This is a genomic window from Streptomyces sp. NPDC091282 (genome assembly GCF_044757385.1).
GTDB classification, from domain to species: Bacteria; Actinomycetota; Actinomycetes; order Streptomycetales; family Streptomycetaceae; genus Streptomyces; species Streptomyces gramineus.
Map to the genome: position 1 here is coordinate 1,110,888 of NZ_JBIVUX010000003.1, position 12,144 is coordinate 1,123,031.

Sequence of the window (12,144 nt, forward strand, 5' to 3'; positions counted from 1 at the left end):
ACACGCACTCCTCACGCCACCTCACCCGCGGACGGCGTGAGGGATCCGACCGCTAGTTCCCCGACTTGGCGATGCGCGCCGCTTGCTCTCCGGCCGTGTCCTCGGTGTTCACGAGCAGCTTGCCCAGGTCGTCCATGCGGCCCGCGGTCGAGGCCACGGCACCGGAATAGCCCTGGAGGGCCGCGAACATGTCCCTGGCCGCCGGGTCGTGCTGCTCGCGGAACCTCTCGCCCGTCTCGTCGTTGCCCGGGGCGTCCCGGTGCTCGGACACGGCGCCCTGCATCTGGTCCATGATCGATGTGAACCGGTCTGCGAGAAGCCGCATCTGCTCCGTCGCCGGGTTGAGGTTCGTGTTGTTGACGATCAGCTCAGCCATCGGATTCTCCTCGGGTGTTCCGGATCACGGCGTCGAACGCGGCCTCGGGCCGCAGCGGTTCCTCCGGCAGGAGGCTTTTCACGTCGACCTGGCCCTGGAGCATGCTCGACAGGGAGAGCCCGGCGGGCAGTTGCTCGGAGACGATCTCGTCGACCTTCTTCAATGCCTCCGTCCTGGCCTGCTGGATGGTGGTGAGCAGGAGGTCGGCCAGTTCCTTGGGGGGCATCCGTCGGTAGGCGCCGGTGGGAAACTCCACCGCGGTGACCTGGCCCTGGGCGCCGACGGTCACCTTCACCGCCTGGCGGGGCGCGGTGGCCGTGGACGTCGTCTCGTTGATGCGCCGCCGGGTCTCGACGGCCTCGTCGCGCTGCCGGCGGTACTGGGCCAGCAACTCCTCGATCTGCTGGTCGTATCGACTGGGCATAGGGGGCTCTTCCCTTCGTGCGGTGGTGACTTCTCCTCGGGGCGGCGGGCTAGAGGGACGGGCCCGCCCCGCCGGGGACGCTGCCCCACGCGCCTTCTTCCTGGACGAGGAGATCCGCGATGCCCCGGGAGGACTCCTCCGTCTCCCCCTCCGGCTCGGCCTCGGCCTCCTCGGGTTCCGCCGCGGGTGTGTCGTGGAAGGACACGAACGGAGCGACGGCGTTCGGAGGCGGTGCGGACTGGGCGGCGTTGCGCTCCGGCTGCCAGGTGCCGCGGGGCTCGTGCGCCAGACGGTCCTCGTCCTCGTCGGTGCCCGGCTCCGTCCGCCCCTGCCGGGGCAGCGTCCACAGGAGGGGGACGAAGGCCGCCGCGCCCGCCGCCGTCTCCCAGGCGGAGAAGTCCTCCTCGCCGTCACCCGGCAGCGGACGCGCCACGACGGCGCCGCCGTCCGCCCCGCCGTTGTCCGCCCCGCCGTCGGCCGCGTCCCCGTCGCCGACCTCTTTCCCGGCCACGGGCAGGCCGTCGGAGCCGATCATCACGGGTGCGCCGCTCGTGGCGGTCGCGGTCTCCGCGGTCTCCGCGGGCTCGTCCGCCGTGGCCTCCGCCTCGGCGGGAGCACCGCTCTCCGTCCCGCGCCGCGCGGTGTCCGGGCGGCTCACCGGCCCCGCCTCACCGAATCCGAGCAGGAACGGCACTCCGGGCAGGACGCCCTCCGGCGATCCGACCTCCTCCGACTCCGAGGTCTCCTCGGGCTCCCACGGCTCCGTGTCCGGTTCGAGGAGGCCGGAGGCGTCGGAACGTTCGGCCGCCGCGTCCCTCCCACCGGTCGCTCCGCCCATGCCTCCCATACCGGGGAGGTAGGGCATCCCGGCCGCGCCCTGGCCCTCCGCGCCCGCTGCCGTGCCCAGCCCCTCGCCGCCTGCCGCGGCGCCTAGTTCGGAGCCCACCTCACCGTCGCCGACGGAGGTGTCGCCCTCCCAGGGCTCGGTGCTCGGGTCGAGCAGGCCCGAGGCGTCCGAGGGTTCGGACGACAGACCGGCCCCGGCGGCGCTTCCGCCTCCCATCCCGCCCATGCCGGGCATGTAGGGGAATCCGGCCGAGGTCGCGGGCTGAGCGGCGCCCTCCCCGACCCCCAGACCGTCGCCGAGGCCGCTGCCCAGGCCGTCTCCCAGCCCGCTGCCCAGTCCGTCGTCGAGTCCGCTGCCCAGGCCGTCGCCCAGTCCTCCGGCGGCGCCGACACCGAGTCCGGTGTCTCCGAAGGCCGCCGGATCGCCCGCCGACACTCCGTCGAACGCCTCGTCACCCGCGCCGAGTCCGCCGCCCGAGCCGAGTCCCCCGAGACCGGGGAACGGCGACGGGTTGATCAGGTTGTCGAGACCCGACGGGTCGAAGTCCCCGCCGCCGATCCCGGCGTCGTCGCCGAGTCCGAGCCCGTCCGTCCCCCCGCCCAGGTCGGACGTGTCGCCGGGGAAGGGCGCCGGGTCGCCCAGTCCGTCGAGCCCGCCGCCCGCGCCGCCCGGGTCGAGGCCGGAGTCGAGACCGCCGGTGTCCGGCGTGCCGGCCAGCGCCGCGAGACTCTGCGGGTCGGGTCCGAGGCCTCCTCCGTCGCTGCCCAGGCCGGCGTCACCACCGAGGCCGGGGATGTCGCCGCCGCCGCCCGGGTCCCCGCCGAGACCGCCGTCCAGCCCGTCGCCCCCGCCCAGGCCGGGACCGTCTCCGCCGTTGACCGAGACGGTCACGGGAGTGGGGGTGGCGATGCTGTCCACGGTGACGCTGTAGTCGGACGCGAGGCTCTTGAGCACCGCCCGCATGTCCGCGGTCATCATTTCCACGATCTTGGGCTTCTGACTGACCGAGACCGCCCCGTCGGGCCCCGTCGCGGCACCCTGGAGGAGGGCCTCCTGGGCGTACCAGGAGTTGATCCTGAGAATGAGATTCTGGGCGTTGTTCAGCGCGACGGCGTTGTTGGCCAGTTGCTTCGGGACCGAGTTGAGCCCGGTCGAACCACCCGAGAGGACATCGGCGTTGGCCCTGACCTGGCGGGAGAAGGTCGTCATCATGTTCACGAACGACTGGGCCGCGTCTCCCCTCCAGGGGCCCTTGTCGCCCGCGAGGGCGTTGGCCTGATCGGTCAGGGCCTTCGAGACTCCCTCAAGGACCTGCTGGACCTCGAAGAAGACGCGGGAGGCGTCAGCGAGCGACTGGGGATCGGCGACGCCACGTGCTCTCGCCAGGTCGTCGCCGTTGGGAGTTCCCGAGGCCTGGCCGACGATGGCGGCCTGGATCTGCTTCCAGTCCCACTTGTCGTAGTCGTCGCGGCTTCCGTCGGCCGCGCCGTCGGGACTGCCGAAGACCATGCCATGGTTCTCGTCGAAGCCACCGCCGTTGTAATCCGCCACTGTCGCTCTCCTGTTGCGCGCTTCGCGTACGTGCCCGCCGGCCCGCCCTCCGGCCGCCGCCAGGAGGGCGGGCCACGGACTGCCGCGCCCGGCCGAGGACGGAGTCCCGGTCCGGTGACTGCCTGAGCCGAGAGGTCAGGAGCCGGAGCCCCCGGAGCCCGAGCCTCCGGAGCCGGAGCCCCCGGAGCCGGAGCCGGAGCCCCCCGTGGTGGAGGGCGCCCCCGAGCCTCCGTTGGCCTTCATCATGTCGTTGAAGTCGCCGGGGACCTTGTCGAAGGCGTCGGCCAGGTTCTTGGCCGTCACCTTGTTGGCGTCCTCCCCGGCGCCGTAGTCGTGGCTCAGCTTCCGCGCGCCGTCGCGTGTGTCGGTGAGACCCGTGAGGAGTGCGTGAAGGGCGTCGGAGTAGCTCTTCTTCAGGGCTCCGTCCTGCTGGGCCCCGGCGACGGCCGCCCGCATCTTGTTCGCGTCGTAGAACGCGCCGGGCGCCACCTTGACCGTGTCGAGGCGCTGGTACGCGGCCATCACCGGCGCGATCAGCCGGTCGATGTTCTCGGCGAAGCGGTCCATCGACGGGGTGTCGACGGACGTGCCCTTGGTGCCGTCGCCGCCGGGTACGGGGGGTGCCGCGAACGGATGGTCGTTGTGGATGCCGCCACGGACGTGGGGGACGTCGGTACCGCCCGACCACGGGCCGGAGGGCTGGTTGGAGGTGGAGCCTCCGGTGCCCGACGGGGTCGGGCTGGGGGAGGGATCGCTGGGCTCCTTGGGCTCTTTCGCCACGTCACTGCCCCCAGAGGCTGACGCCCTGCCGCTCACCGGCGTGGTAGGCCTCGTTGATGTGGCCCAGGGAGTTCGTGGCGTTGGAGGCCTGCACCGCCATGTCCGCCGCGGCCGCGTCCCACTTCGCCTTGGCCGCGTCGTACGTGCTGCGCGCGTCGCTGGTCCACTCGCTGAGGTTCATCCTGGCGCCGTTGTCCAGGACGGTGAGGGTCTCCTGGATCTTCTTGCTGATCGCGGCCATCTCACCGATGACGTACTCGACCTGGTCCATCTGCACTGTGTACGTGGGCATGTTGCCGTTCCTAGGGGTGTCGTCGGGGGAGGGGGCGGCGGGTGCGTCAGAAGCCCGGCAGGCCCTGCGACATGCCGCGCTGGACCTGGGCGGCCGCGTCGGTCGTGGTCTGGTGGGTGTTGGTGTAGCTGCCCGTGTTGGCCTGGAGCTTCTCCAGCATCAGGCTGAGCTGGCTGCGGACCGTCGCGAAGTCCTGGAGCCAGGTGTCCATGGCGCTCTGGAAGGTGCTGGACGCGTCACCGGTCCAGCTGGCGCGCAGGGTGTCGATCTGGCTCGCCATCTGGGTGTACGAGCTGTTGGCCTCGTCCAGCGCGTTCTGGAAGTCGCCCTGGGCGGACTTCATGCCCGCAAGGCTTACCGAGGTGTCCGTGGTGGCCACGCGTGTTCCCTTCGTGAGTGCGGTTCAGTCCTGTGACGTCGATGGTGTGTGAGCCGGTCCGGGAACCACGAGCCCCTTCGGGGCTTGCTGCCCAACCGTTCGGACCGTCTGCCCTTTCGGTCCGTCAGGTCACCGCGAGCGCCTCGGCGTCGGCGATCGGGAGACGGCCGGCGAGGTCGTCGAGGGTCAGGTCGACGGAGCGGGCCGCCGCCGCGATGCCGTGCGCCAGCAGGTGCGCGCCCAGGGCCCCGTAGGCCGGGTCCTGTCCGGCCAGCGCCGCCACGATCTCCTCGCCCACCCGGAAGCCCAGCGCGGTGAGCCGCCGGCGGGTCAGCTCGGCGAGCCCGTCCCCGGTCCAGGCGGGCAGCTGGACGTACTCGGCGAACACCGCGGCCAGGTCGGTGTGGTCACGGAGCCGGTCCAGCAGGCGCGGTCCGCTCCCGGACAGCACCAGGACCGGTCCGTCGGCGTCACGGGACGCGGCCGCGGCGGCCAGCGCGTCGAGGACGGCGTCCTGTTCGCCGTCCGGACGCTCGTCGAAGGCCGGGTCGGTCTCGGCCACCAGGAGGCCGCCTGCGGCCTCCCGGAACTGGTGGGCCAGGTAGGCGGGAGGCTGCGGGGACCAGCGCGCGGGGACGGTGGAGAGGGACAGGTGCGTGAACGCCCCGTGCGGTATGACGCCGCACGCGGCGAGGGCGCGGCCGTAGGCCGCGGCCACGGCCCGCCGTCCGCTGCCCGGCGTGCCTTCGAGGATGACGTCCGCCAGACCCGCGGTCCCCTGGCCGAGCCTGACCAGCGCGTCCACGCGGGCGGTCAGCGCGTCCGCCACCGCGTCGACACCGGTCAGCGGGGCGAAGGCGCGAGCGGCCGCGGCGGGCGTGGTCCGCACGGGCGGTCCGGCCGCTGGCAGGGTGGTGCCCGGGTCCTCGGGACCGGGCGTGGACTCCGGCGCTGCGGTGGGCCCGGGCGCCTGCGCCGGTGCGCCACCGGTGCCGGCCGCCGGACCCGGCGGTGCGGCGGCGGCCTCGGGTGCGGGCGGCGACGACGGTGTGCCGACGGCCTCGGGAGCGGGTGCCGTTTCCGGGTCGGGGCCCGGCGCTGCGGCCGTCGTTCCCGGGGCAGGGTCCGGCGGTGCGGCCGCCGCCTCCGGGGCAGGGCCCGGCCGTGCGTCGGCGGCCCGGCGGCCGGGTGGAGCCGCCGTGGACGCCTCGGTCTGCGGGCCCGGCGGCGCCGGGGCCGCCCGGGGGACGTCGGCGCCGGTGAGCAGGCTCAGTTCGCCGTCGTGTTCCGCCGCGTGCGTGGCCAGCCGCGACGCCTGCGTGCTGATCATCGACTCGAAGACCTGGCGGGCGACCCGGCCGTTGCCGAACGTCGGGCCCTTGGGCACGTCCTCGAAGTAGGCGTGGAGGGCGAGCAGGGCGTCGTCGGCCAGTTCGTAGTAGTGCTTGTCGCACAGGTTCCGGGCGATGGTGACCAGCTCGTCCGGGGAGTAGTTGGGGAACTCCACGGTGCGGGCGAAGCGGGAGGCCATGCCCGGGTTGGAGGCGAGGAAGCGGTCCATGTGCTCGGAGTAGCCGGCCGCGATGACGACGATCTCGTCGCGGTGGTCCTCCATCAGCTTCATCAGGGACTCGACGGCTTCCTGGCCGAAGTCGGGTCCGGTGCCGCGGGACTGGTTGGTGAGGGTGTAGGCCTCGTCGATGAAGAGGACCCCGCCGAGGGCACGGTTGAAGACCTCGGTGGTCTTGATGGCGGTGCCGCCGATGATCTGGGCGACCAGGTCGGCGCGGGCGACCTCGACGATGTGGCCCTTGCTGAGGATGCCGAGTTCGGCGAGGACCGCGCCGTAGAGGCGGGCCACGGTGGTCTTGCCGGTGCCGGGCGGTCCGGCGAAGACGAGGTGGCGGCTCATCGGAGGCATGGGCAGGCCCATCTCGGTGCGCCGCTGGGTCATCTTGTTGAGGTTGATCAGCCCGGTGACCTCGTGCTTCACGCTGTCCAGGCCGACCAGGGCCTCCAGTTCGGCGAGCGGCCCGGTGCCGTTGCCCGGCCCGGACCCCTCGTTCGTGCCGGATCCGGCGGCGGCCTCCTGCCGGGAGGGTGCGACGCCCCGCGGGCCGTCGCCCGGTCCGCCGCGGCCGGCGCCGGACGTCCGGTCGCCCGCGTTGTCGGAGACGACGCAGTTGCTCAGCTCGGTCCGGGCGTCGTCGTGGGCGTTCACCCCCTGGCCGCGGGCGCCCGTCATACGGCAGCCGAAGGCGGTGAGCGAGCCCTCGGCCAGCACCCGGATCGCGTCCGTGGCGGAGTCGGTGAACTCGCTGTCGTGGACGACGAGTTCGGTGCCCTCGCCGACGACCGCGCCGCAGCCGCGCAGCGTGCAGCCGGCGAGGAACGCGCTCGCGGACTCGGCCAGCGCCACCCCCTGGCCGCCGCCGAGGTCGACCGTGCCCTCCCGCACGGTCAGCTGGGCCCCGCCCTGGGCCCGGACACCGGCGCCCGTGGTCCCGGTGACGGTGAGCCGCTCCAGCTCGGCGGTGCTCGCGTCGAAGACCTGCACGGCGGCGGTCGTCGCGTCCCGCACGGTGAGCCCGGTGGCGCTCACTGCGGTACCGGCGCCGGTGGCGTGGAAGCCGATCGGGGAACCGGTGATCTCGCAGTCCTCGAAACGCGGCCGGGCACCCCCGGTGACCTGCACGCCGGCCCGCGCCGCGCCGCTCACCGCGCAACGGCGCAGCTGGGGTGCCGCACCCTCGGCAATGTGCACGGACTGCCCCGCCGAGCCGCTGAAGTCGCAGTCGGTGAGCGTCGTCGCGCCCCGCCCCGTGAGGTAGGCGTCGAGGACCGCGCTTCCGGTCACGGTGACCTTGACCAGCGCGGCGCGGGCCTCCTGCTCGACGGCGACGGCCGGCTTGGCGCTCCCGGTGATCCGGGTGGACTCCACCGTCGCGGTCGCCGTGCCGTTCACGCAGACGCCGTTGCCGCCGGGACGGTCCAGCCGGCAGTCCCGCACGTCCAGACGGCCGTGCTCGGCGACCACGACGGCCGACGAACCGGGCTCGCTGATCTCGGTGTCCTCCAGCACGTTCCCGCCGCGCGAGGTGACGACGACACCCGCGCCGTTCGGGTTGACCACCCGGCAGCCACGCGCCGCCAGCACGCCCTCGTTCCAGGCCAGGACGGCCGTCCAGGCCGCGCCCTCGATCACGCAGCCGTCCAGCGCGGACTGCCCGCGGCGCAGGTCGAGCACCGGCGCCTCCTGGTCGGCGCCCGACAGCACCAGGCCGGAGAGCTGGACCGCGTCCGCCTCCACCACCACCGTGCTCCCCGTGGCCGCGTGCACCCGGACGGTCCCGGTGCCGCTCTCCGCCGCAAGGGTCACGGCCCGCGTGATGTCGAGGTTCTCCTCGTACCGGCCGGGCGCCACGGTGACCAGCGCCCCTTCGGTGGCCTCGGCCAGCGCGCCGGCGATCGTACGGTGGGCGCCCGGCCGGTCCGGGGAGACCAACAGCACCTGTCTGCTCATGACGTGGCTCCTTCCTCACGACCTGAACGGCCCGTGTCGGGGGTGATGACGAGTCCGGGCGGGTCGGCGCACTCGGCGGCCGCGTCGGTGCCGGACTTCTCCAGGGCGTCGAGGATGTTCCCGAGCCCCTTGACGGCGATCTCGTCGAGCCTGGCCTGCTGGCCCTCCACCCGGCCGTCCGCCGAGATCTCCGACGACGACACCTCCCGCATCAGCACGGTGTGGCCGTCGGTGCGCAGCACCTTGAAGACGGTTCCCGGCAGGAACAGCACCCGGTCGGGAACGGCCGGGTCGAGCTGGGCGGTCCGGCGCGAGGTCATCGACCAGATGAGGATGTCGGTGGCCCCGGCGCCGCGCGGGCCCGTGTGCAGCGAGGTGCGGGCGTGGCAGAAGGCCCATTCGGTGACGAGCCTGCCTTCGTGGTACCAGGCGCGTTCGGCGTCGGTGAGACGGGTGCGCAGCAGCGTCGGGCCACGGTAGGAGGGCAGCCTGCGCAGCCCCGCCGTCACACAGCGGGCGAGCGGCACGTGCGGTCCCGCCGCGGCCGTACGGACCGCGCTGTCCGCGCCGCGGCTGTCACCGGACAGGTACAGGCGGACGGCGACCAGTTCGGTCAGCGCCTGATCCGCCTCCGCACGGGAGTCGCCGCGCAGCCCCGGTGTCTCGGACATCACGCGGGACACGGCACCGGCCGTGGCGTTGTACTGCTCGCTGAACATCCGCCGCAGCCAGTCCCGTTCGCGGGCGACGCCGCGTTCGGGCGGGATGGCGCAGGCGGCCTGGCCGGGCACGGGCTGCACCCGGACCTGGTCGCTGGCGCCCGAGGCGACGGTGGGGCTCCCGGCAGGCCGGGCCCGCTCCCGGGCGTCGGGCGCGGCCGGCACCTCGGGGTCCGGGTGCGGCTCCGGGGCCGGGCCCAGCTCCGGGACGGGCGCGGCGGATTCCAGCCGGAACCGGGGCGCGGCGGGGCGGACGGGCCGCGGCGCGGGCGCAGGTTCCGGTGCGGGGTCGGGGGCCTCCTCGGGGCCGGTCCCGGGCGCGAGTCCGGGAGCCGCGAGCAGGTCCGGCCCGGAGGGGTCGGGGCTTCCCGGTGCCGATGCGGTACGGCCCGGGTCGGCGGGGGCGAGGTCCGGGCCGGGGAGCGGGGGAGCCGGGGCGGGGACCGGCGGTCCGGCGGGAGGTGCCTGAGCCGTTGTCAGAGGGTCCGGCACCGGGTCCGGCGCCGGCTCCGGCGTCGAGTCGGGCACCGGGCCCGGCACCGGGTCCGGCGTCGTGCCGGGCTCGGCGGTTCCGATCGGCGCGGGGACGGGCATGGCGTTCCCGGCGGGCGCCCCGGCGCGGGGGACCACGGTGGTCTTCTCCGGCCGGTCACCCGTGACGGTGTCCGCACCCGGGACATGGTTCTCGCCCGGGACAGGGCTCTCGCCCGAGGCGGGGTTCTCGCCTGGGACAGGGGTCGCCCGCGGAACAAGGTCCCCACCCACGGCAGGGTCCCCGCTCGCTAGGGCCTCCTCACCCCTCGCGGGACCCTCCCCGGCATCGGGCAGCGAGCCTTCGGCTTCCGGAGCGGGGCCCGTGCCCACCGGTGCCGGTATCTCCCGTACCGCGCCCGCGGGGCGCTGCGCGGTCCCCGATTCCATCTGGACCCGGGGCGGCGCCTGCTGCGGGACGAGGGGGCGTACGCCCGCGGGGGCGGCTGCCGCCGTGATCTCGGCGCCGCCCGCCACACCCGCCCTCGTCCCCGGGGCGACGAGTTCGCCGCCGGCCGCGGGCTCCCGGGGCTCGGGCACCCCGGACCCGGACGCGGGCGGCCGCAGCAGCACGGCCGTACCGACCGGGACGTAGGACATGGTGCCGTCGTCGGTCCCGGACGGCGTACCGGAGGGGAGGTCGGCGCAGAGGACGACCTCGTGGTCCAGCGCGTCGGCGAGGCACTGCCCGGGGGAGAGGGACTCGGGGGTGTCGAGCGTGCCGTAGAGGTGGAAGCGGACCGCGGAGCGGGCGTCGGGCAGCACGCTGTCCCAGTAGCGGGCCACGTCGTCCACCGGGAGCGGCGGGGTGTCCGGGCTGCCGAGGACGACGAGGAGGCGGTGCGGGTCGGTGGGCGCGGCCTCGATCCTGCCCCGGTGCTCGCCGGGCACCAGGGTGCGGTCGGTGTGCCGCAGCCATACGCCGGACGGGACCGGCTGGGCGGTGGTGCGGTCGCTCACCGCGCGGGGCCGGCCGGGCAGCGAGCGTTCCCAGTGCGGCCGGGGAAACCGCCGGGAGTCGGGCTCGGTGGGGTGCCCGGGGCGGAACCGGAGCCAGCCCGCGTCGTCCCCGGGCGTGAACAGCCCGCCCGTGACGGTCGGTACGAGGGTGCCGTCGGCGGCGACGACCTCCCGGCCGAGCCGTTCGGAGATCAGCCCCGCCGCCCTGCGCACGGCCTCGCCGCGGTCGCGTCCGAAGACGATCCGCAGACTGCCGTACCGGGACGGGGACAGCAGCCTGGCCACGGCGGCCCACTCGTCGGCGAGGACGCCGGCGGGCAGGTCGACGACGACCAGCGTGTGCTGGGGGTCGTCGCTCAGCCCTTCCGCGAAACCCGCCGCCCGTTCGTCGAGCTGTCCCTTCGGATGGACCAGCAGCGCGCCGCCGACCGGAGTCGCCCGCAGCCGGAGCCTGCTCACCCGGCTCACCCCTTTCCGGCCGCGGCGCGGCTGAGCACCGGACCGTCGGGCAGGAGCGCGAGGACACCGGCGGGCAGCGCGATCCGGTTCTCTGCGCCGCCGAGGCCGAGGGCCTGGACGGCGTCGTCGCCGGCGATCCGGTACTTCACGCCCTGCTCGGTGACGAGATAGGTGAGGTGGCTGCCGTCGGGGACGGCCAGCACACCGCCGCCCGCCGGCAGGACGACCCGTCCGCCCTCGAAGCGGCTGACGACCAGCTTGTACGTGGCGGCGGTGAGCCGCACCAGGCACGGGGTGCCGCTGTCGAGGGCGGGGACGCCGAGGACGTCCGGGACCCGGTCGGTGGGGCCGCGGTCGGCGGAGGCGCGGGCCATGGCGATGTCCGTCTGCTCGACCTGCCTCGGCTCGGGCGCGCCCGGACGGGCGGCGAGCAGGGCGTAGGCCGTCGGGTTGACCGGGACCAAGCCGTCCGAGCGCAGCAGGTAGTGGCGTTCGGTGCCGCTCGTGCCGGTGCGGAACAACTGGCCGACGGTGGCGGGTTTCCCGGCGACCTCACCGGCCGGTTTCCCGGTGCCGGGCGGCGTGGGCGCGGTGAGCGCGGCGCCGGTGGGGACGGCGGCGAGCCAGTCGGCGGTGGCGGTGAACGCCGTCTGGTCGTCCAGGCCGAGCGCGATGAGGGCCGCGCCGTCGGGTACCGGATGCTTGGCGCCGCCCAGCAGCAGGTAGTGGTCGCCCTTCGGGCCGTCGACCAGTGCCTGCCGGCCGGACGGGAGGGCGTGCATGGCGGAGACGATCGGGCCGAACGCGAGACTCTGCCCCGCGTCGGCGGCTCCCGCCCGGGGCAGGCAGCGCGCCCAGGGGCCCGGTGTCAGGCCGGCCGCGTCGGGCACGTTGTCGGGGGCGCCGGGTATGCCGACCGGGGTGCCGTGCGGGACCCCCTCCAGCGACTTCGCCGACGGGGTCGCGGGGTCGGTCCGCTTGCCCGCGATGAGGAGCGCGGAGGCGTAGTTGCGGACGGGGCGCAGTTCGCCGTCCGCGTAGACGTAGCGGTTGCCGGTGCTCTGTTCGAGGACGACGGTGCCGTCCTTGCGCCAGTCGTTCTTGGCGACCGGGGAGATGAGGCCGTAGACGCCGAAGCCGGCGCAGAGCAGGACGACCAGGCCGACGCCGAAGACGGAGCCGAGTGCGGATCGTCGGGTGGGGCTCTCTCCTCGGCCGGGGTCGCCGCTGACGAGTGCGGAGGCGAGGCGTCCCATGGCGAACTGGTAGGCCTGCACGTGATCGCGTCGTGTCTGCACGTCGG

The 12,144-nt window shown here is 74.5% G+C and carries 9 protein-coding genes; all 9 read right to left on the minus strand.

Going from position 1 to position 12,144, the window contains the following annotated elements; all coding sequences use genetic code 11:
* Positions 1-52: 52 nt before the first annotated feature.
* The 9 genes from ACIQOE_RS18935 to eccB all read right to left on the minus strand — a co-directional run bounded on the left by ACIQOE_RS18935 (position 53) and on the right by eccB (position 12,139).
* Positions 53-376: a hypothetical protein gene (locus ACIQOE_RS18935; RefSeq protein WP_401412465.1), complete on the minus strand. Its 324-nt coding sequence runs from the start codon at positions 374-376 to the stop codon at positions 53-55.
* On the minus strand, positions 369-800 hold the full coding sequence (locus ACIQOE_RS18940; RefSeq protein ID WP_401412467.1) for a YbaB/EbfC family nucleoid-associated protein: 432 nt from the start codon (positions 798-800) through the stop codon (positions 369-371). The genes ACIQOE_RS18935 and ACIQOE_RS18940 overlap by 8 nt, the downstream gene beginning before the upstream one ends.
* Positions 801-849: 49 nt before the next feature.
* On the minus strand, positions 850-3,198 hold the full coding sequence (locus tag ACIQOE_RS18945) for a WXG100 family type VII secretion target (RefSeq protein WP_401412469.1): 2,349 nt from the start codon (positions 3,196-3,198) through the stop codon (positions 850-852).
* A 135-nt stretch (positions 3,199-3,333) separates the two neighbouring features.
* Positions 3,334-3,978 (minus strand): hypothetical protein, encoded by a 645-nt coding sequence (locus ACIQOE_RS18950; protein ID WP_399012820.1) that lies wholly within the window; start codon positions 3,976-3,978, stop codon positions 3,334-3,336.
* A 1-nt stretch (position 3,979) separates the two neighbouring features.
* The gene (locus tag ACIQOE_RS18955; RefSeq protein ID WP_351936302.1) at positions 3,980-4,270 is read right to left on the minus strand and encodes a WXG100 family type VII secretion target; all 291 of its coding nucleotides are present in this window, start codon (positions 4,268-4,270) and stop codon (positions 3,980-3,982) included.
* A gap of 46 nt (positions 4,271-4,316) precedes the next feature.
* Positions 4,317-4,649, minus strand: a complete 333-nt coding sequence (locus ACIQOE_RS18960) for a WXG100 family type VII secretion target (RefSeq protein ID WP_351322122.1) — start codon at positions 4,647-4,649, stop codon at positions 4,317-4,319.
* A 124-nt stretch (positions 4,650-4,773) separates the two neighbouring features.
* Complete coding sequence (locus ACIQOE_RS18965) at positions 4,774-8,172, minus strand: right-handed parallel beta-helix repeat-containing protein (protein ID WP_401412472.1); 3,399 nt, start codon at positions 8,170-8,172, stop codon at positions 4,774-4,776.
* The gene (locus ACIQOE_RS18970; RefSeq protein WP_401412474.1) at positions 8,169-10,841 is read right to left on the minus strand and encodes a hypothetical protein; all 2,673 of its coding nucleotides are present in this window, start codon (positions 10,839-10,841) and stop codon (positions 8,169-8,171) included. The genes ACIQOE_RS18965 and ACIQOE_RS18970 overlap by 4 nt, the downstream gene beginning before the upstream one ends.
* A gap of 5 nt (positions 10,842-10,846) precedes the next feature.
* On the minus strand, positions 10,847-12,139 hold the full coding sequence (gene eccB, locus ACIQOE_RS18975; RefSeq protein WP_401412476.1) for a type VII secretion protein EccB: 1,293 nt from the start codon (positions 12,137-12,139) through the stop codon (positions 10,847-10,849).
* Between the last annotated feature and the right edge of the window lie 5 nt (positions 12,140-12,144).